Source organism: Comamonas composti DSM 21721 (genome assembly GCF_000429845.1).
Taxonomy (GTDB): Bacteria; Pseudomonadota; Gammaproteobacteria; order Burkholderiales; family Burkholderiaceae_C; genus Comamonas; species Comamonas composti.
On the sequence record NZ_AUCQ01000037.1, the window covers coordinates 12300 to 33075 of the forward strand.

General features: G+C 63.8%; 17 protein-coding genes. 11 read left to right on the forward strand and 6 right to left on the reverse strand.

Going from position 1 to position 20776, the window contains the following annotated elements; genetic code table 11:
- Positions 1-96: 96 nt before the first annotated feature.
- The 3 genes from G486_RS0115490 to trmB all read left to right on the forward strand — a co-directional run bounded on the left by G486_RS0115490 (position 97) and on the right by trmB (position 3074).
- Positions 97-1218: an NAD(P)/FAD-dependent oxidoreductase gene (locus tag G486_RS0115490; protein WP_027016362.1), complete on the forward strand. Its 1122-nt coding sequence runs from the start codon at positions 97-99 to the stop codon at positions 1216-1218.
- Between the two features lie 118 nt (positions 1219-1336).
- Entirely contained in the window at positions 1337-2314 is a 978-nt protein-coding gene (gene gluQRS / locus G486_RS0115495) for a tRNA glutamyl-Q(34) synthetase GluQRS (RefSeq protein ID WP_034387970.1), read from the forward strand.
- A complete protein-coding gene (gene trmB / locus G486_RS0115500; protein WP_034387973.1) occupies positions 2292-3074 on the forward strand; it encodes a tRNA (guanosine(46)-N7)-methyltransferase TrmB in 783 nt (260 codons plus the stop codon). The genes gluQRS and trmB overlap by 23 nt, the downstream gene beginning before the upstream one ends.
- 35 nt (positions 3075-3109) lie before the next feature.
- On the opposite strand, the gene G486_RS22515 is transcribed toward trmB, so the two are convergent.
- From G486_RS22515 to G486_RS0115520, 4 genes are all read right to left on the reverse strand, one after another.
- Entirely contained in the window at positions 3110-4393 is a 1284-nt protein-coding gene (locus tag G486_RS22515) for a sensor domain-containing diguanylate cyclase (protein WP_051303591.1), read from the reverse strand.
- Between the two features lie 23 nt (positions 4394-4416).
- Positions 4417-5505: an ABC transporter substrate-binding protein gene (locus tag G486_RS0115510; RefSeq protein WP_027016365.1), complete on the reverse strand. Its 1089-nt coding sequence runs from the start codon at positions 5503-5505 to the stop codon at positions 4417-4419.
- Between the two features lie 95 nt (positions 5506-5600).
- Positions 5601-8225 (reverse strand): alanine--tRNA ligase, encoded by a 2625-nt coding sequence (gene alaS / locus G486_RS0115515; protein WP_027016366.1) that lies wholly within the window; start codon positions 8223-8225, stop codon positions 5601-5603.
- A gap of 176 nt (positions 8226-8401) precedes the next feature.
- Positions 8402-9739, reverse strand: coding sequence for an MFS transporter (locus tag G486_RS0115520; protein WP_027016367.1), 1338 nt, complete (start codon positions 9737-9739; stop codon positions 8402-8404).
- A 356-nt stretch (positions 9740-10095) separates the two neighbouring features.
- Here G486_RS0115520 and cyoA point away from each other — a divergent pair, with 356 nt between their 5' ends.
- The 7 genes from cyoA (at position 10096) to G486_RS0115555 (ending at position 16482) form a co-directional block, all read left to right on the forward strand.
- Positions 10096-11142 carry a ubiquinol oxidase subunit II gene (gene cyoA, locus G486_RS0115525; RefSeq protein ID WP_027016368.1) on the forward strand — a complete coding sequence of 349 codons (1047 nt, stop codon included), beginning with the start codon at positions 10096-10098 and terminating at the stop codon, positions 11140-11142.
- 20 nt (positions 11143-11162) lie between these two features.
- Positions 11163-13166 (forward strand): cytochrome o ubiquinol oxidase subunit I, encoded by a 2004-nt coding sequence (gene cyoB, locus G486_RS0115530; protein ID WP_027016369.1) that lies wholly within the window; start codon positions 11163-11165, stop codon positions 13164-13166.
- Positions 13159-13791 carry a cytochrome o ubiquinol oxidase subunit III gene (cyoC, locus tag G486_RS0115535; RefSeq protein WP_027016370.1) on the forward strand — a complete coding sequence of 211 codons (633 nt, stop codon included), beginning with the start codon at positions 13159-13161 and terminating at the stop codon, positions 13789-13791. The genes cyoB and cyoC overlap by 8 nt, the downstream gene beginning before the upstream one ends.
- Complete coding sequence (gene cyoD / locus G486_RS0115540; protein WP_027016371.1) at positions 13792-14202, forward strand: cytochrome o ubiquinol oxidase subunit IV; 411 nt, start codon at positions 13792-13794, stop codon at positions 14200-14202.
- Between the two features lie 62 nt (positions 14203-14264).
- A complete protein-coding gene (locus tag G486_RS0115545; protein WP_034387986.1) occupies positions 14265-14999 on the forward strand; it encodes an SURF1 family protein in 735 nt (244 codons plus the stop codon).
- A gap of 308 nt (positions 15000-15307) precedes the next feature.
- On the forward strand, positions 15308-16195 hold the full coding sequence (locus G486_RS0115550) for an SPFH domain-containing protein (protein ID WP_027016373.1): 888 nt from the start codon (positions 15308-15310) through the stop codon (positions 16193-16195).
- Positions 16192-16482: a hypothetical protein gene (locus tag G486_RS0115555; protein WP_027016374.1), complete on the forward strand. Its 291-nt coding sequence runs from the start codon at positions 16192-16194 to the stop codon at positions 16480-16482. The genes G486_RS0115550 and G486_RS0115555 overlap by 4 nt, the downstream gene beginning before the upstream one ends.
- Before the next feature lie 60 nt (positions 16483-16542).
- Here G486_RS0115555 and G486_RS0115560 read toward each other — a convergent pair whose 3' ends face one another.
- Positions 16543-17712, reverse strand: coding sequence for a branched-chain amino acid ABC transporter substrate-binding protein (locus tag G486_RS0115560; protein ID WP_027016375.1), 1170 nt, complete (start codon positions 17710-17712; stop codon positions 16543-16545).
- Positions 17713-17866: 154 nt separating this feature from the next.
- Between G486_RS0115560 and G486_RS0115565 the strand changes: the two genes are divergently transcribed.
- Positions 17867-19873, forward strand: coding sequence for a peptidase U32 family protein (locus tag G486_RS0115565; RefSeq protein ID WP_027016376.1), 2007 nt, complete (start codon positions 17867-17869; stop codon positions 19871-19873).
- Between the two features lie 160 nt (positions 19874-20033).
- Here G486_RS0115565 and G486_RS0115570 read toward each other — a convergent pair whose 3' ends face one another.
- Positions 20034-20759 carry a methylated-DNA--[protein]-cysteine S-methyltransferase gene (locus G486_RS0115570; RefSeq protein ID WP_027016377.1) on the reverse strand — a complete coding sequence of 242 codons (726 nt, stop codon included), beginning with the start codon at positions 20757-20759 and terminating at the stop codon, positions 20034-20036.
- Positions 20760-20776 lie beyond the last annotated feature (17 nt).

Below are 20776 nucleotides of genomic sequence, written 5' to 3' on the forward strand. Positions count from 1 at the left end.
TCGGGCGCGCCACGGGTGTAGAGTGGATCGCAGACGGCAGCCCGGGCTCGCAACTTGGGGCTGCCTGCTGCCATCCACACTCCGCAAAGGTCTCTCATGACTGTTTCCCGAGCTCCCCAGAAGTCCAAAGCATCTCCCGGCAAGGCCCGCAAGCCCGCAGGCAAGACCGCAACCGCACCCCAAACCCGGCGGCAGCGCATTGCCGTGGTCGGCGCAGGCCTGGCCGGTATTGCCTGCGCACGCACGCTGATGCAGGCCGGTCACGAGGTCGAGGTCTACGAGCGCCTGACCCAGGCCGGCGGACGCATGCGCTCGGTCAGCGGACCGCATGGCAGCTTCGACCTCGGCGCTCAATACTTCACGGTGCGCGATCCGCGCTTCGAGCTCGCCCTGCAGACCACGCCCGAGATCTGCCGCCCCTGGAGTGCGAGCGCGCTGCGCACCGTCGATGCCCAGGGCCGCCAGACCGGCACCGGCACCAGCGAAACCCATTGGGTGGCCGCACCCTATATGCAGGCCCTGCCCCTGACCTGGGCAGACCCGCTCTGGGATGCAGGCCGCCTGCACCTGGGCCAGCGCGTCACCCAGGTCGTGCACCTGCCAGAAGGCGGCTGGCGGCTGCACACCCAGGCCGAAGGCCGCACCGCACAGACCACGGCGGCCTTTGACGCCGTGGTGCTGGCCCTGCCCGCGCCGCTGGCCCGCCAACTGCTGCAGACCGCCCCCCAGGCCCTGCCGCTGATCCAGGCCATGACCGATGTGGAGATGGCGCCTTGCTGGGCCATGACCCTGTCCTACCCGATGGCCGGCCAGGCCGGCCTGAGCACGCTGGGCCCGCAGTGGAATGCCGCACGCAGCAGCCATGCGCGCGCGTCCTGGGTGGTGCGCGAATCCTCCAAGCCCGGACGCAACCAGAGCGAACGCTGGACCGTGCATGCCAGCCCCGAGTGGTCCCAGGAACACGCGCTGGACGACGCCGAGCGCGTGCTCGCCAAGATGCAAAAGGCCTTTGGCGAGGTCACCCGCATACGCGTTGCCCCGCACCATGCGAGCGTGCACCTGTGGCCCCATGCCCAGACCTTGTCCCCCCTGGGCCAAAGCCATTTGTGGAATGCCAGCCTGAAGCTCGGCCTGTGCGGCGACTGGTGCCTGGGCCGGCGCGTGGAGGATGCATTCGTTTCGGGGCTGGAGATGGCAATGGTTTTTTGCGCTCCCTGAGAACGTAAACACGCTCTTGGGGATAGGCTGGCGGGCCGGGACCCGGCCTCTGCCACAAGCGTTAGCTGCGTCATTTGGATGACTGGCGTTAAGATGCGCGCCCCGAATCCTGTTTCCTATGACCTCCGCTTCATACACTGGCCGCTTTGCGCCCTCGCCCACTGGCCCATTGCATGCGGGCTCTCTGGTTGCGGCTCTGGCCAGCTGGCTGGATGCGCGTGCCCATGGCGGGCGCTGGCTGGTACGCATCGAGGACATCGATCCGCCGCGCTGCCAACCGGGCGCCGCTGCAGAAATACTGCGCCAGCTCGCCTGCTGCGGCCTGCTGGCCGACGAGCCTGCGGTCCACCAATCCCGGCGCCATGCGCTGTATGAAAAAGCGCTGCAGCAGTTGCAGGCCCAGGGCTTGGCCTATGCCTGCGGCTGCACGCGCAAAGAGCTCGAAGCCGCCTGGCAGGCCATGGGCCTGGACCATGAACGCCACCTGGAGCGCCCTTATCCAGGCACCTGCCGCTCGGGCCTGCACGGCAAACACCCCAGGGCCTGGCGGTTTGCGCTTTGCGCCATGCTGGAGAAAAATACATCAAAAAGACCTGAAGCACCCACCCATCAAGCGCTTGCAGCTACCAATACAGAAGCAAACCTGTGCGGACACGCCCTGCCGTGGCATGACCGCCGCCTGGGCTCGCAAAGCCAGGATGTGGCGCGCTGTGTGGGCGATTTCGTGCTGCGCCGTGCCGACGGGCTATGGGCCTACCAGATGGCCGTGGTCGTGGACGATGGGCAGCAGGGCATTACCCATGTGGTGCGCGGCGAGGACCTGGCCGACAACACCCCGCGCCAGATGCTGCTGCAGCAGGCTCTGGGCCTGAGCACGCCGGCCTATCTGCATACCCCGCTGGTGCGCATGGCCGATGGAGAAAAACTCTCCAAGCAGCATGGCGCTGCGGCCCTGGACCTCGGCGATCCGCTGGCCACGCTGTGCCAGGCGGCAGCCGAGCTGGGCCTGCCCGCTGCGGCTGCCGACAGCAACCTCTCTCAGGCCCTGCACTTTTGGGTGCAATGCTGGCGCCATGCCTGGCCTACATACAATTGAGCCCGTGAACCCAAGCAATTCTTCCTCCACCGACAAGCCCCTGGACCCAGCCGCCAGCGAGGCCAAGACCGGCCAGCCGCCCGAAGGCGTGGCCTACCCCAAGACCATCAAGAGCTTTGTGCGCCGCGCAGGCCGCACGACCACGGGCCAGGCCAAGGCCTTCGAGGAGCTGGGCCCGCGCTTCGTGCTCCCCTATGCGCCCGGGCTGCTGGATGCACCGGCGGTCTACGGCCGCCAGGCGCCTTTGATCCTGGAGATAGGCTTTGGCATGGGCGAGGCCACGGCCCATATCGCACGCGTGCGCCCCGATGACAACTTTCTGTGCTGCGAAGTCCACGAGCCCGGCGTGGGCGCGCTGCTCAAGCGCATCGGCGAGCAGGAGATCGGCAACATCCGCATCCTGCAGCACGATGCCGTGGAGGTCATAGACCAGATGCTGGCCGAAGACATGCTCGACGGCATTCACGTCTTCTTCCCCGACCCCTGGCACAAGAAAAAGCACAACAAGCGCCGCCTCATACAAGAGGTTCTGGTGGCCAAGCTTGCGCGCCGGCTGCGCCCCGGCGGCTATCTGCACTGCGCCACCGACTGGCAGCCCTATGCCGAGCAGATGCTGCAGGTGCTGGGTGCCGAGCCCCTGCTGGCCAACAGCGCTGCGGACTACGCGCCCAAGCCCGACTATCGGCCGCTGACCAAGTTCGAGAACCGCGGCCTGCGCCTGGGCCACGGGGTCTGGGATCTGGTCTTCGTGCGGCGCTGAGCGCTGGACCGGCAGCCCGCAACCGGCTCACGCCACTAGCTCCAGCCGATGTCGTCGATGATGCCCACCTGGGAGTCGCCGCTCTGGGCCACGCAGACGCAGTCGCGTCCGCTGCGCTTGGCCTCGTAGAGCATGGCATCGGCACGTGCCAGCAGGCTTTGCGCCGAGTCCATGGGCATGAGCTGGGCCACGCCCAGGCTCACGGTCACCGTCAGAGTCTCATCCACGATCTTGATGGGCTGGTTGCGCATATGCGCGCCCAGGCGCTGCGCGAGTTCACGCGCATGGGCGCTCCTGGCTTCGGGCAAGACGATGAGAAATTCCTCGCCGCCATAGCGCACCGCCCAGTCCACCTGGGATCTGAGCTGCTCCTGGCAGCGCAGCCCGACCTCCTTGAGCACCATGTCACCAGCCGCATGACCATGGACGTCATTGACCTGTTTGAAGCGATCCACATCAACGAAGATCACGCTCAGAAAGCGGCCATAGCGCTTGCAGCGCTCGATCTCGGCCGGCAGGCGCTGGTCCAGCGCCCGACGGTTGTAGCAGCCCGTGAGCGCATCCGTGAGCGACAGGCGCTGGACTTCGTCGACCAGGTCCTCCAACTGCTCCGTGCGCTGGGCCACGAGCAGGTCCAGATGCTCTATGTGCACGCGCAGATCGCGCTGCAACTGCCCAAACCCCTGGACCACGAGATCGATCTCGTCCTGCTGCCGGCGGCGGGGACGGTCGAGGATTAGCGGGCGCGAGAGTTCGTTGGGCTTGAGCCCGGCCGCAAAGCGCGCAATCTGGTCCAGAGGCTGGTGCAGCTCGCGGCGCATGACCCAGGCCACCATCAGACAGATCAGGGCCGTGAACAAGGCATAGCCCAAAAGCACGGGCAAGGTGGATTCACGCAGCACATGCTGGTAGTGGTTGCTGCGCTCCCAGATCTCGAGCTGGCCCAGGGGAATCTGGATATGGCTGGGCTGGGGCGGCATGATGTCCATGGACAGGGCCGGCTGCCCTGCAGGCAGATCGAAGCCGCCCTCTATGAGCTCGCCCGTAATCTCCACCCTGACCCTCACATAGCCCACATCCGGCAGCTTGGACAGCCACTGCACCTGCCTGCGCACAATGCTCATGTCGATGTTCCACAAGGCGTTCGACAGCAGGATCAGGCTGGTGTCGGCCAGGGTCTCGACCGATGCCTTGAACTCCTTGCGCTGCTGCTGGTACTGCCACCAGGCATGGCTGCCGCCAAAGACCAGCATGCAGCCCACGGCCAGCAGCACAATGCGCAAGATCAGCAGCGAGGCCATGGAACGGGAACGAGACATGAACCAGGGCTCCGTGTCTGCCTTCAGCGCAACAGGCGCTCGGACTCGAATGCATAGCGCTCGAGTTGCGGGTTGAGGGCCTTGCTGAAGCGCCGAAAATCCAGCCTGGTCCCGGCCACGCCGATGCGGGCCTCGAAGCGGCGGATCAAGAGCTCGTCCAGCAGCACGAACATGGGCCGCACCAGCTCCAGGCCTTCGCTTGCAAAGTCCTTGCCGTGCGCATAGTCATGAAGCAGCACCAGGGCCCAGGCACCTGTCAGGAAATGGCCTCCCGCCAGGGCACAAAGCTCGTGCCTGCGCCTGGCCTCCAGCGAGGCAGGAGACAGATTGATGGCGCTGAACAGCATGTCCGCACCGGGCTTGCCACCGCGCGCCCGCCAGGCATCCATGGCGCCGAAAGCCATTTCGTCGTTGCCGGCCCAGACCATGCGCACCTGCGGATAGCGCTGGTACAGCACATGGGCCTGCTCCAGCGCGCGCTCGCGCCGCCACTCGCCAAACACTTCCTGCATGAGAAGCACATCGCCGGCCTCGGCCACGGCACGGCGCATGCCCTCGTTGCGCTTGATGGACGAGGGCGTGGAGCGGTCACCCGCAATCGCCAGCAGCTGCAGCTTGCCGTCAGGCGCGCGCATCCCCGTCGTGCGCCGCCCGGCTTCTATCAAGGCCCTGGCCGTCAGATAGCCGGCCTCCTCGGCCACGGGCTCAAGGCTTCCCAGCCAGTGCCTATAGGTGCTGCGTGGCGTGCCGATTTCATCGCGCGCGCTGCCCGAGACATTGTTGAATGCGAGAAAGCCGTCTATGCCTGCGGCATCCAGAATCCTGAGCACTTCGGGCGCTGCGCCATAGTCGTTCGTGAGGACCACGAAGCGCGGCTGCTCGGACCTGGGGCGGGCTGCGATTTCCCTGGCAATCGCTATGGGCAGCAGACGATCGCGCTCGGCATAGCGCACCTCCAGCTGCATGCCCAGGCTGTCGGCTGCGGCCTGCATGGCCTGGCTGGCCAAGAACCAGTAGCTTTCGTTGTGGCGCCCGGGGTTGATGAAGACCACGCTCTGGGCCCAGACCGAGGAGCCCGCAAGCAACCAAGCCAGAACCCAGAGCCGGACCATGCCCATCCGGCCAGCCCCTGGAAGGCCTGGCTTAAAGCCTGGCCTCGTGCCGAGGAGATGCTGGCCATGCTGGGGCATGACAATTGGAGCCAGCCCTAGGCGCGCTCTGCCACCCAGGCCTGCACGGCGGCCAGCGCAGCCGGCAGGCCCCGGGCATCGGTGCCGCCGGCCATGGCCATGTCGGGCTTGCCGCCGCCCTTGCCACCCACCTGGCTGGCGACGAAGTTGACGAGTTCACCCGCCTTGATGCGTGCAGTCTCGGCCTTGGTCACGCCGGCGGCCAGCTGCACCTTGTCGCCATCCACGGCGGCCAGCACGATGGCGGCTGCGCCCAGCTTGTCCTTGAGCTTGTCCATGGTCTCGCGCAAGGTCTTGGCGTCGGCGCCTTCCAGTCTTGCGGCCAGGACCTTGATGCCCTTGACCTCGACGGCCTGGCCTGCGAGCTCATCGCCCTGGCTGGATGCGAGCTTGCCCTTGAGGGCGGAGATCTCTTTTTCCAGCGCACGGATCTGCTCCAGCGCACCGCCTATGCGGTTGCCAAGCTCGGCCACAGGCGCCTTGAGCGTGGCCGCAGCCTGCTCCACCGTGGACTCCAGGCCTTGCAGATAGGCCAGCGCGTTTTCGCCGGTCACGGCCTCGATGCGGCGCACGCCAGCAGCCACACCGCCTTCGGCCACGACCTTGAACAGGCCGATGTCGCCCGTGCGCTGCACATGGGTGCCGCCGCACAGCTCGCGGCTGCTGCCTATGTCCAGCACGCGCACGCTGTCGCCGTACTTCTCGCCGAACAGCATCATGGCGCCGGTCTTCTGGGCCGACTCGATGTCCATGACGCGCGCCTCGGTTGCCGTATTCTCAAGAATCTCGGCATTCACGCGGCGCTCTATCTCGCGGGTCTGCTCGGCCGTCACGGCCGCGTTGTGCGCAAAGTCGAAGCGCGTGCGCTCGGCATTCACCAGCGAGCCCTTTTGCTGCACATGCTCGCCCAGCACTTCACGCAAGGCCTTGTGCATGATGTGGGTCACCGAATGGTTGCGCATGGTGGCCGCGCGCAAGGCGATGTCCACCCGGGCATCGACCGCATCGCCGACCTTGAGGCTGCCCGAAGCCAGCGTGCCATGATGGCCGAACACATCGGCCTTGATCTTGAGCGTGTCCTCGACCGCAAAGCGCGCACCGGCGCCGACGATCAGGCCCTGGTCGCCGACCTGGCCTCCGGACTCTGCATAAAAAGGAGTGACATCCAGCACGACCACACCGCTTTCACCTGCATTCAATTCAGAAACAGGCGAGCCTTCTGCGTAGAGCGCCACGACTTTTGCAGCGCCCGCGAGATGCTCGTAGCCCGTGAACGCATTCTCAGCGCCCGTGTACTCAAGCGCCCGGTCCATCTTGAACTTGCCGGCCGCGCGCGCCTTGCTCTTTTGGGCTTCCATGGCAGCCGCAAAGCCGGCCTCGTCCACGGTCACGCCGCGCTCGCGGCAGACGTCGTTGGTCAGGTCCAGCGGGAAGCCATAGGTGTCATGCAGCTTGAAGGCCACATCGCCAGGCAAGCTCTTCACATCGCCGGCCAGGGTGCTGTCCAGAATCTCCATGCCATGGGCCAGGGTCTCGAAGAAGCGCTCTTCTTCCACGCGCAGCACCTCGGTAATGCGCGCCTGCTGCTCGCGCAGCTTGGGATAGGCATCGCCCATGACGGCGGCCAGATCGGCCACGAGCTTGTGAAAAAACGGCTTCTTCTGACCCAGCTTGTAGCCATGGCGTATGGCGCGACGCACGATGCGACGCTGCACATAGCCGCGGCCCTCGTTGCTGGGGATGACGCCATCGACCACCAGGAACGCCGTGGCGCGAATGTGGTCGGCAATCACCTTGAGCGAGGGATGAGACAGGTCGGCCGTATGCGTCTCGCGGCCCGCAGCGGCGATCAGCGCCGCGAACAGGTCGATCTCGTAGTTGCTGTGCACATGCTGCAAGATGGCGGCCAGGCGCTCCAGCCCCATGCCCGTGTCCACGCAGGGCGCGGGCAGGGGCTGGACCGAGCCGTCCTCCTTCATGTCGAACTGCATGAACACGTGGTTCCAGATCTCGATGAAGCGGTCGCCGTCTTCGTCGGGGCTGCCCGGAGGGCCCCCGGGAATATGGGGGCCGTGGTCGTAGAAGATTTCCGAGCAGGGACCGCAGGGACCGGTGTCGGCCATCATCCAGAAGTTGTCGCTCTTGTACTTTCCGCCCTTGTTATCGCCGATGCGGATCACGCGCTCCGGCGGCAGGCCTATGACCTGGGTCCAGATCTCGTAGGCCTCGTCATCCTCGTGATAGACCGTGGCCAGCAGCTTCTCGGCGGGCAGCTTGAAGACCTGGGTCAAGAGCTCCCAGCCCCATTCAATGGACTCGCGCTTGAAATAGTCGCCGAACGACCAGTTGCCCAGCATCTCGAAGAAGGTGTGGTGGCGCGCCGTATAGCCCACGTTCTCCAGATCGTTGTGCTTGCCGCCCGCGCGCAGGCAGGCCTGCACCGAGGTGGCGCGCTTGTAGGAGCGCTTGTCCGTTCCCAGGAACACGTCCTTGAACTGGACCATGCCCGAATTGGTGAACATCAGCGTGGGATCGTTGCCCGGAACCAGAGGGCTGGACTCGACGACGGTATGTCCCTTGGACGCGAAAAACTCCAGAAACGTCTTTCGTATGTCGGCAACGGAGAAAGTGGCTTGGCTCATGATAGGTGTTGTGAAGGCGTCTAACGCTGCATGGCGGCGCCGGCAGGTGCGCCCTGGCCGCAAGCCAGGACGCCCCAATGGGCAAATAACCAGCCATTATAGATTTGCCCATGCCTGTTAACCCGGGCTCCGGGCCAGCCCAGCCCAGAAGCCGGCTCTGTGCTGCGAAGCCGCGCCTATTCCTTGGCCTCCACGGCGCGGTTGATGGCCAGGGCCAGCAAGGTACACAAAGCGCCTGAAAGCAGGTACCCGCCCAGACCCACGAGGCCGAAGCGCGAGGACACACCCAGGGCCACCAGCGGCGCAAAGGCCGCACCTATGAGCCAGGCCATGTCCGAGGACAGGGCCGCGCCCGTATAGCGGTAGCGCGAGGAGAAGTTGGCCGTGACCGTGCCCGAGGCCTGGCCGTAGGACAGGCCCAGCAGCACAAAGCCGCCGATGATGAACAGATTGCCGCCCAGTGTTCCGGCCTCCAGCAGCCAGGGCGCGAGAAAGCTGAAGATGCCTATCAGGCAGGCCATGGCCCCCAGGGTGTTGCGCCGCCCCACCCTGTCGGCCAGCCAGCCCGAGAACACCATGGCAACGGCCGCACACAGAGCCCCGACGATCTGCACGCCCAGCACTTGGGTCACCGACTGGTCCGAGTACAGCGAGATCCAGGACAGCGGAAAAATCGTCACCAGATGGAAGAGCGCAAAGCTGGCCAGGGCCGCGAAGGCGCCGATCACCACATTGCGACCCTGGTCGCGCATGAGCTGCAGCACGCCCATGGGCTCGAGCTCGCGCTGCTGCAGCAGCTGTGTATAAGACTGGCCAACGACCAGCCTCAGACGTGCGAAGAGCGCCACCACATTGATGGCAAACGCGACGAAGAAGGCGTAGCGCCAGCCCCAGTTCAGGAACTCGTCGGCATCAAGGCGTGCATACAGGTAGGCAAACAGGCTGGCTGCCAGCACAAAACCCAGAGGCGCGCCCAACTGGCCGATCATCGAGTACCAACCGCGCCGCTGCGGCGGGGCCGACATGGCCAGCAGCGAAGGCAGGCCATCCCATGAACCACCGAGTGCCAGGCCCTGGCCCAGACGCAGCACGATCAGCGCGGCAATCGCGTGCATGCCCGCCTGCTGGTAGCTGGGCAGAAAAGCCATGCCCACCGTGCACACGCCGAGCAAAAATAGCGCAATCGTGAGCTTGGTGGCCCGCCCCCAGCGCCGCTGCACGGCCATGGACAGGGCCGTGCCCACGGGCCTGGCCACGAAGGCCAGCGCAAAGATGGCAAACGCCATGAGCGTGCCGTCGAGCTTGCTCAGATAGGGGAACAGCAGCGCCGGAAACACCAGCACGCAGGCGATGCCGAACACGAAGAAGTCGAAGTACTCCGAGGAGCGCCCGATGATCACGCCCACGGCGATATCGGCGGGCGACACGTCCTCGTGGGTATCTGCATTGGACAGGGATTCCGAACCTGCAAGGCCCGGGGCCGGGAAGACCGCCATGGTGTCGAAGCCGCTCATAAACTCGATGCTCCTTGTCTGTCTCTGACAAACATCGTTCTACGCGCGGACTTGATCTGACGCAAGACCGGGTTGACCCTCGCGACTGTCAGCGCAGGCCTTGCCTTGACCTGCAGCCTGCATGCAGCTTGAATCCCGCACTCCCGGCCCGCCCAAAATCTGGAGCCACACCCTGAATCGCCCGGCAGTCCAATGGCTGCGGACCAGGCCAATTTCGCGATATCTAGCAAAAACCAGGGGGCAAAACCTTGATGTTGGACAAAATGTCCAATCGACAAATTTATACTCCGTACTACATTTGCCCGGATTCCGTAACCCGCGTTTCTATGTAAACGCGCCTTTGTCGCGCCCAAAGCATGTTAAAAATCAAGGAACTTCGTGGGCCAGCCTGGCTCACCGCTGCCACCCTGGCCGCCGGTCTCTCCGGCTGCAGCAAGGTGGTTGTGCTCAACCCCGCTGGCGATATCGCCGCCCAGCAAGGCAATCTGGTGATAACCGCCACCTTGCTGATGCTGATTATCATCATCCCGGTGATCATCCTCACGCTGCTGTTTGCCTGGAAATACCGCCAGTCGAACACCGAAGCCCGCTACGACCCCGAATGGCACCACTCCACCTCGCTGGAGCTGGTGATCTGGTCGGTTCCGCTGATGATCATCATCGCCCTGGGCGCCATCACCTGGATCAGCACCCACAAGCTCGATCCCTACCGTCCGCTGGACCGTGTCTCGTCCAGCAAGGCGCTGAGCACCGAGGTCAAGCCGCTGGAGGTGCAGGTCGTGGCCATGGACTGGAAATGGCTGTTCTTCCTGCCCGAGTACAACATCGCGGCCGTGAACGAGCTGGCCGCCCCCGTGGACAGGCCGATTCACTTCAAGCTCACCGCCACCTCGACCATGAATGCGTTTTACGTGCCTGATCTGGCCGGCATGATCTATGCCATGCCCGGCATGCAGACCGAGTTGAACGCCGTCATCAACAAGGAAGGCGTCTTCAAGGGCATGTCCTCGCACTACAGCGGTTACGGCTTCTCGGGCATGACCTTCAAGTTCCACGGTCTGAGCGAGCAGGACTTCGAGCAGTGGGTGAACAAGGCCCGCACCGAAAGCAAGCCCCTGTCCCACGAGACCTACATCAATCTGGTCAAGCCCAGCGAGCGCAACCCCGTGGAGCTGTTCGCCAGCTATGACGCAGACCTCTACGACAAGGTGCTCAACCGCTGCGTGGAAGAGGGCCAGATGTGCATGCACCACATGATGGCCATCGATGCCGCAGGCGGCGAAGCCTATGTCAAGGCCACAGGCCTGAACCTGCCGCAGGACCTGTGCACGGTTCAGAACGCCGACAGCGTCGTGGCTCAGCTTGAGTCGCTGAACTCCCAAGCCAAGCCCGTGCTGCAGTAACGAAGAAAACGAGACTCGACATGTCTGAACAAACCATACCGGCACACTGGCTGCTCGGCCGCATCACGTGGGACCAGATCCCCATGACGCATGAGCCCATCGTGCTCTACACCTTCCTCGCCGTGGTTCTGGGCGGCATTGCCGTGCTGGGCCTGCTCACCAAGTTCCGCCTTTGGGGACCGCTGTGGCACGACTGGATCTGCTCGATCGACCACAAGAAGATCGGCATCATGTACATGATCCTGGGCCTGGTCATGCTGCTGCGCGGCTTTGCCGATGCGGTGATGATGCGCCTGCAGCAGGCCATGGCCTTTGGTGACAGCCTCGGCTACCTGCCGCCCCACCACTACGACCAGATCTTCACGGCCCACGGCGTGATCATGATCTTCTTCGTGGCCATGCCTTTCGTGACGGGGCTGATGAACTACCTGGTGCCGCTGCAGATCGGTGCCCGCGACGTTTCCTTCCCCTTCCTCAACAACTTCAGCTTCTGGATGACCACGGGCGGCGCCGTGCTGGTCATGGTCTCGCTGTTCCTCGGCGAGTTCTCCACCAGCGGCTGGCTGGCGCTGTCCAACCTCGGCAACCAGAGTGCGAGCACGGGTCTGGACTACTACATCTGGGGCCTGCAGGTTGCGGGGGTGGGCACGACGCTATCGGGCATCAACCTGATCGTGACCATCATCAAGATGCGCGCGCCGGGCATGAACCTCATGAAGATGCCCGTGTTCACCTGGACCGCCCTGTGCACCAACGCACTGATCGTGGCCTCTTTCCCCGTGCTCACCGGCGCCCTGGTGCTGATGACGCTGGATCGCTACCTGGGCACCAACTTCTTCACGAACGACCTGGGCGGCAACCCCATGCTCTACGTGAACCTGATCTGGATCTGGGGCCACCCCGAGGTCTACATCCTGATCCTGCCCTGCTTCGGCGTGTTCTCGGAAATCGTCTCCACGTTCTCGCGCAAGCGCCTGTTCGGCTACACCTCCATGGTGTATGCGACGGTGTGTATCACCGTGCTGTCCTACCTGGTGTGGCTGCACCACTTCTTCACCATGGGCTCGGGCGCCAGCGTGAATACCTTCTTCGGTATCACGACCATGATCATCTCCATCCCCACGGGGGCGAAGATCTTCAACTGGCTGTTCACCATGTACCGTGGCCGCATCCGTTTCACCGTGCCCATGCTGTGGACGATAGGCTTCATGGTGACCTTTGCCATCGGCGGCATGACCGGCGTTCTGCTGGCCGTTCCCCCGGCCGACTTCGTGCTGCACAACAGCCTGTTCCTGATCGCCCACTTCCACAACGTGATCATCGGCGGCGTGGTGTTCGGCGTGTTTGCCGGCATCAACTTCTGGTTCCCCAAGGCCTTTGGCTACAAGCTCGACGAGTTCTGGGGCAAGTGCTCGTTCTGGTTCTGGCTCGTGGGCTTCTGGGTGGCCTTCACGCCCCTGTACATCCTGGGCCTGATGGGCGTGACGCGTCGTGCCAACCACTTCGAGGATTCTTCGCTGCAGATCTGGTTCGTGATCGCGGCCTGCGGCGTGGCCCTGATCGCCCTGGGCATAGGCTGCTTCATGATCCAGCTCGTGGTGAGCTTCTTCAAGCGCGAGCAACTGCGCGACGAGACCGGCGATCCCTGGGAAGGCCGCACGCTGGAGTGGGCGACCTCCTCGCCCCCGCCCCAGTACAACTTCGCCTTCACACCCGTGGTGCATGAGATCGATGCCTGGTGGGACATGAAAAAGCATGGCTACAAGCGCCCGCTGGCCGGCTTCAAGCCCGTGCACATGCCTGCCAACACCGGCGCCGGCGTGGTGATCGCGGGCCTGTCCACGCTCTTCGGCTTTGCGATGATCTGGCACATGTGGCCTCTGGCCATCGTGTCCTTCGCGGCCACGGTGCTGGCCTCGATCATCCACACGTTCAACTACAAGCGCGACTACTACATCCCCGCAGCCGAAGTGGCCGCCACGGAAGACGCGCGCACCCAGCAGCTTGCAGCAGCCCATGTCTAATACCTATTCCAACGCAGGCGGCGCAGCCGCCCTGGCTCCGCGCGAGTACCACCTCGCCGAGGAGCCCCATCCCGAGAACGGCACATCGCTGGGCTTTTGGCTCTATCTGATGAGCGACTGCCTGATCTTTGCAGCCCTGTTCGCAACCTATGGCGTGCTCGGCCGCAGCTATGCAGCCGGCCCCACGGGCAAGGAGCTGTTCGATCTGGGTCTGGTCGCGATCAACACGGCCTTTTTGCTGATGTCGTCCATCACCTTCGGCTTTGCCATGCTGCAAAAGCAGAGGAAGAACGTGAACGGCACCATGCTCTGGCTGGGCGTGACCGGTCTACTGGGCCTGGCCTTTCTGGTGGTCGAGCTCTATGAGTTCCATCACCTGATCCACCAGGGCGCAGGCCCTCAGCGCAGCGCCTTTCTGTCGTCCTTCTTCACCCTCGTGGGAACCCACGGCCTGCACGTGAGCTTCGGCCTGATCTGGCTGGTGACGCTGATGCTGCAGATCAAGAAGCACGGCCTGATCAACGAGAACGTGCGCCGCATCAACTGCCTTTCCATGTTCTGGCACTTTCTGGACGTGATCTGGATCGGCGTGTTCACCTTTGTGTATCTGATGGGGGTGCTGTAAATGAGCGCACACGATATCCATGCCGGTCATGACGACCACCACGAGCACGACGACATCCATGTGAGCATGGGCGACTACGTCAAGGGCTTTGTGCTGGCGGTCATCCTCACCGTGATTCCCTTCTGGCTGATCATGGGCGACGTGATCAGCGACCGCGTCACGGCCGTGATGGTGCTGGGCGTGTTCGCCGTGATCCAGATCGTGGTCCACATGGTCTACTTCCTGCACATGAACGGCAAGATCCAGGGCGGCTGGACCATGCTGTCCACGATCTTCACCGTGATCTTCCTGGCCATCGGCATTGCAGGCACCTTGTGGGTCATGCACAACATGAACGCCAACATGATGCCCGAGCATCCGCAGCTGAGCGCTCCCGCAGCCGCCAGCACGCCAGCCTCCATGGCCCCTTGATGGAGCAACAGCCATCGCACAGCGCCGGCGCCCTGCGTCGGCGCTCCCGACTCGGCCAGGCGATGCTTATCACGGTAGGCATCGCCTTGTTTTTGGGCTTTGTGAGTCTGGGCACCTGGCAGGTGCAGCGCCGTGCCTGGAAGCTGGCCCTGATGGAGCGCGTGGAGCAGCGCGTGCACTCGGCCCCCTCGGCCCTGCCCGCGCCCGATGAGTGGCCGCGCATCGATGCTGCGGGCTACGAATACCGCCCCGTCAGCGCCACCGGCCACTGGCTGGAGGAGCGCAGCGTTCTGACCAAGGCCCTGACCGAGCTGGGCGCGGGCTTTTGGCTGCTGACGCCGCTGCAACTGGCCGACGGCAGCCAGGTGCTGGTCAATCGCGGCTTCACGCCCGAGAGCCGGCGCAGCCAATGGCTGCAGCAGATAGCCCGGGGCAGCGACTCCGCACCGACCGTGACCATCACCGGCCTGATGCGCATGAGCGAGCCCGGCGGCGGCTTTCTGCGCCAGAACAATCCGCAGGAGCAGCAGTGGTTCTCGCGCGATGTCGCAGCCATTGCCCGGCACCAGGGCCTCACGCATGCCGCGCCCTTCTTCGTGGACCTGGGCCTGCCGACCGACAGCCCAGCCCATGCACAAGCCAATGCCCCGTCCACGGACGGCCTGCATCCGGGCATGACGGTGATCCGCTTCTCCAACAGCCATCTGGTCTATGCGATCACCTGGTATGGCCTGGCCCTGATGGTGCTGGGTGCCGCCTGGCTGGTACGCCGGCAAAATAAAATCCATAGCGGTTAGCACGCCTTGCATCTTGATTTCAGACACTTTTCAATCTGAAATCCATGCAGAGCAAGCGCTAGCCGCTATCAATATAGATTTGATTTTCACTGTGCCCGGCCTGCGTCATCTTCCGGCGGGAGTGCGCATGAATCCCTCCCGGATGTACAAGCGCCCCGCGCAGGAATCGTGAAATTGCCTGCCGCACATCCGGGACCGGTCTGCCATCTGATAGTCTTGCCCCGCTTTGCCGGAGTGCAAACCACAGCCTTGCGTGCAGGGCTGCGGTTTGCATCATTCCCTCCATGCCTCGCAAGAGGCGGCATCACATGAAAAAAACAACTCGGCACAAGAATGTTCTGGCAGCGGCGGCAGCTGCTTTTCTATTGGCAGCATGCGGACAAAAGGTCGAGGTTCCCCCGGCGCACGTCGGCAAGATCATGACCAAGGACGGCTACCAGGACAACCTGATCCCGACCTCCAAGTTCCGCCTGGGCAAGTGCTGGGCCTACTGCGACCGCCTGGTGCTGCTGGACGTGTCCGACAAGGGCTATGAAGAGACCATGAGCATCTTCATTCCCGAAGACAAGCTGAACCTGGATGTGACCATCCGCGCCACCCTGAGCATCAACTCCAAAAAGACGGCCGAGCTTTTCAATGCGGTCGCGCCCAGAGAGGTCTCGGACTATGTGTCCACCATCGCCAACGAGCAGGTGTACCGCACCTATGCGAGCCAGATCATCCAGGCCGAGGTGCGCGAGTATCTGAGCAAGCTGTCCATCAGCGAAATCGCCTCCAGCAACGAAAAGATCAATGCGGACCTGCGCGTGCAGCTGGGCAAGGCCATCGAGGCGCTCACGCCGTTTTCCGTGCGTTTTGTCGGCATTACCAACCTGAAGTACCCCAAGATCATTACCGACGCCCAGGAGTCTGCGGCCGAGCGCCGCGAAGCCATCCAGAAGGAAGAGGCGCAGCTGGCCATCTCCAAGGCCCAGCTGGAGCGCGAGCTGCAGGAAGCCCGGCTGCAGCGCGCCATCGACAAGGAAAAGGCCGAGACCGAAGCCATGTCCCAGGCCGTGCTGGCCCAGTCCGTGGATGCCCGGGTGCTGCAGCTGCGCAAGCTGGAGAACGAACGCGCCTGGATCGAGAAATGGGATGGCCAGCTCCCCACCACGACACTGGGCGATGCCGTCCCCATGGTGAGCATAGGCAAATGACCCTGCTCCTCAACCTTGCCCCGCTGCTGATCGCTGCCGCTGGCTTGGGCCTGAGCTGGAAGCTGCGCAAGCCCTGGCTTGCAGCAGCCACGCTGGCGGCGCTGTTTCTGTATTTCCAGGCCCAGCCCTCGTATCTTCCCAAGGGGGAGATCACGCGCTCGCAGCCGCCGGTGTTCACGGAGTCCGAGGCCCGCATCGAGGACCGCAACAGCAAGCCCATGTCCGGGCAGGAGCGCGATCAGCGCATGCGGGACGCCGTCCAGCAAGGTCTGGACTTCAAGCGCTAGGCCTGCGCGCCCCGCATCGGCTCTCAGAGTCTGCTCAGCCGCCCCAGTACATCAGCCGCCTCAAGGCACGATCTTTCTTGTCCCTTGTTCGTACTGGTAGAGCGTGACCTGAGGTTCGGCCAGCTCTCCCTGGGGCGTGAAGGCAATGCGGCCCGTCACGCCCGGATGATCCGTCTGGCGCAGATAGGGGACAAAGACCCGGGGCTCTATGGAGTCCGCACGCAGCATGGCCTGGGCCAGCACCATGGTTGCGTCATAGGCATAGGGGCTGAAGTTCTGGTACTGGTTGCCGAAGCGCTGTTCGTAGCGCTGCTTCCAGGCCAGACCGCCCGGCATGCGCTCCAGCGGGCTGCCGCCCACGGCGCACAGCACTTTTTTGAGATTCGAGTCCTTGCCAGCCAGGTCCGGCAGCCTGACCGTGCACAGGGCATCGCCCCCCAGAAAGCGCATATCCGTCATCGCCAGCCGGGTCATTTGCCTGAGCAGGGGCGCAGCCTGGGCGTCCATGCCCCCAAAGAACAGGGCATCGGGCCCGAGCTCCTTGATGCGCTTGAGCATCGGGGCAAAGTCCGAGACCTTGTCGTCGATGTATTGCTTGCTCAGTATCTGCAGGCCTTGATCACGGGCCGCCATTTCGAGCAGGGCCACCAGCCCCTGCCCGTAAGCCGAACGGTCGTCGACGATGGCCAGGCTTTTGACGCCTTGCGCCGCAGCCCGGGCCACCAGGGCCGAGACCGAAGCCTTGTCGTCGGCAATCACCCTGAACCGGCTGCCGTTGCCGGGCTCGGTAATCGCCGGATGACTGGCTCCGGGCGTCACCAGGGGCAGGCCGCACTGCTGATAGATATCGCCCGCAGCCAGCGTGGTGCCCGACTGCAGATGTCCGACCACGGCAGCGAGCGTCTTCTCGCAGAACTGCCGCGCCAGGACCACGGCCTGACCGGTGTTGCCGGCGTCGTCGCCAGCCTCAAGCACCCATTTGAGCTTGCGCCCGCCGATTTCCAGCCCCTGGCTGTCGAGCTCCTCCAGCGCCATGCGCACGCCGTTTTCCTCATCTTTGCCCAGCGCTGCAATCGGGCCCGATACCGGGCCTGCATGGCCTATGCGCACCTCCAGCGGCTCGGCTGCCGGCGCTGCAGCGGCCTGGGCAAAGGCAGCAGAGCTCAAAAGCGAAGCAGTACACAACAGGACCAGGCGGGCCTCATGGAAACGGTGAATCAAGGCGTGCATGGCAACCCCAGGAAAACAACAGACAAACAAACAATGGGCGCTGACCATTGGCGCACAGCGCGCATCCTAAAGGATTGCGGCCTCGCGCATGAGCTGCGATGTCCATGCCCCGAGATCAGCAGCGGTTCCAGCAGACGGCGATAATCGCCCCGCTATGTCCCTCCTGCCCCACCAGCTCGAACTCCTCTCCCCGGCCCGCGATGCCGATATCGGCATGGAAGCCATCAACCATGGAGCCGACGCCGTCTACATCGGCGGCCCGGCCTTTGGTGCGCGCGCCACAGCGGGCAACGACATCCGTGACCTGGAGCGGCTGATCCAGCATGCCCACCGCTTTGGCAGCCGCATCTTTGTCACGCTCAACACCATCTTGCGCGACGACGAACTGGAGGGCGCACGCCAGATGGCCTGGCAGGTCTACAACGCCGGGGCCGACGCGCTGATCATCCAGGACATGGGCCTGCTGGAGCTGGATCTGCCGCCGATTCAGCTGCATGCCTCCACCCAGACCGATATCCGCACGCCCGAAAAAGCGCGTTTTCTGCAGGACGCCGGCCTGTCCCAGATCGTGGTGGCCCGCGAGCTGGACTTGAAGCAGATTGCCGCCGTGCGCGCCGCCACCGACCCGGCGCGCACCACCATTGAATTCTTTGTGCATGGCGCGCTGTGCGTGGCCTATTCGGGCCAGTGCTACATCACCCACGCCCACACCGGCCGCAGCGCCAACCGCGGCGACTGCAACCAGGCCTGCCGCCTGCCCTATGAGGTGATGGACGACAAGGGCCGCATCATCGCCCACGAAAAACATGTGCTGTCGATGAAGGACAACAACCAGAGCGACAACCTGCGCGCCCTGATCGACGCCGGCGTGCGCAGCTTCAAGATCGAGGGCCGCTACAAGGACATGGGCTATGTGAAGAACATCACCGCCCATTACCGCAAGCTGCTGGACGAGATCATCGAAGAGCGCGAATATTCCGAGCAACCGCTGGCGCGCTCCTCCTCGGGCCGCACCACCTTCGCTTTCGAGCCCGATCCGGACCAGAACTTCAACCGCGAGTTCACCGACTATTTCGTCAACGGCCGCAAGGATGACATCGGTGCCTTCGACACCCCCAAGACCCCGGGCCGCGCCATCGGCTGGGTGTCTCAGGTCGGAGACAAGTGGTTCGAGATCGAGGCCGGCGACAAGGCGCTGGAACTGCACAACGGCGACGGCCTGTGCTACTACGACCTGCAAAAAGAACTGGTGGGCGTGCACATCAACCGTGCCGAATGCATGCATGCCAAAAAAGGCATCTGGCGCGTGTTCCCCAAGAACGAGATCGCCAGCTTCAAGGACTTGCGCAAAGGCCTGGAGATCAACCGCAACCGCGATATGGACTGGGTGCGCATGTTGGACAAAAAGTCCAGCGACCGCCGCATAGGTTTGTGGGCCGAGTTCAAGGAAGCCGTGGGCGAGACCCTGGGCTTTACGCTGACGCTGACCGATGAAGACGGCTTCAGCACCACGGCCACCATTACCCAGGAGCACCAGGCTGCCACCGACGCCGCCAAGGCCGAGGCCACGCTGCGCGAGCAACTGGGCCGCTTTGGCGCCAGCATTTTTGCGGTCAACGACATCTCGCTGCAACTGTCCCAGCCCTGGTTTGTGCCGGCCTCTGCGCTGAACCAGCTGCGCCGCGACGCGCTGGCCGCCCTCGAAGCTGCGCGCGCCGACGGATTGGTTCGCCTGCCCCGCGCCAAGCCCGTGGAGCCGCCCGTGCCCTTCCCCGAAGACACGCTGACCTATCTGGCCAATGTCTTCAACCAGAAGGCCCATGACTTCTATATGAAGCATGGCGTCAAGGTGATTGACGCGGCCTACGAGAGCAAGGAAGAAGAAGGCGAAGTCTCGCTGATGATCACCAAGCACTGCGTGCGCTTTTCCATGAGCCTGTGCCCCAAGCAGGCCAAGGGGGTGATCGGCGTCAAGGGCACGATCAAGGCCGAGCCGCTGCAACTCATCAACGGCAAGGAAAAGCTCACGCTGCGCTTTGACTGCAAGCCCTGCGAAATGCATGTGGTGGGCAGGATGAAGAAATCGGTGATAAACCAGCACGCCAAGGAGATGCTGGAGCAGCCCATGCAGTTCTACCGCACCAGACCCGTGCAGGCCTGAGCCTGTCTTGCGCCGGGCCTGGCTTTGAGCGATACGACATCGCTGCTGCCCCACCTCTGCCGCATCAGCCATCGTCCGAGATCACAGCCAGGCAAGGCGCCAGCCGCAGTCATCGCTGCAGCCATGGCGAGGAGGTTCGGAAGATTGGCGCAACAAGCCTCTATGCCAGGACATTAGTGTTCTTGGCTGCAAACAAGGACAGCGTGCCCCCCAGTGCCGCGCCTTCGTTCTCCAACATGCGCAGCTTGGTCAGGGCACCGCCTCCGGCCGAAAAGCCACCGGGCCTGCCATTTGCAGCCAGTACACGATGACACGGAATGATGGGCGCAAAAGGATTGAGCCCCAAGGCCTGGCCTATGGCACGTGACAGGCCCTGGCCTCCAAGTTCACCTGCCAGCTCGCCATAACTGCGCGTACGACCCGGTGCAATGGCACGCGCAAGCGCATAAACGCGGCGATGAAACTCCGAAACGCCATGCCAATCGAGTGCGACTTCGCTCAGATCAGGCAGTTCGATCGATACACGCCCTGCATGGGATGGATCCCAGGGCAGGACAAGGCCGCCGCCTCCTTGTGGCATCTCCGGGGGAGCTGAATCCCCTGGCTCTCGCCTGCCTGCCAGCAGGACTTGCACACCCGCCATGGCCTGGGCCGCTGCCCTGGGCACATCCTCAAAACTTGCCGCTTCACGATAGCTGCCGGGCCTGCGCTTTCGGGCCGAGGCCAGCAGCCTTTGACGTGTGGCCTCGACACCCTCGCACTCCGGAAGCTGCACGGCAATCAGGCCCTGTCCGCCCCAGGCCATGCCGCATGGGCCCAGATGAGTGGCAAACAAGGCATGGGCCGTAGTTTCGAGGTTCCATTCGACAACAGGGGGTTGGTTCATCGCAGTTCCTCTCATGA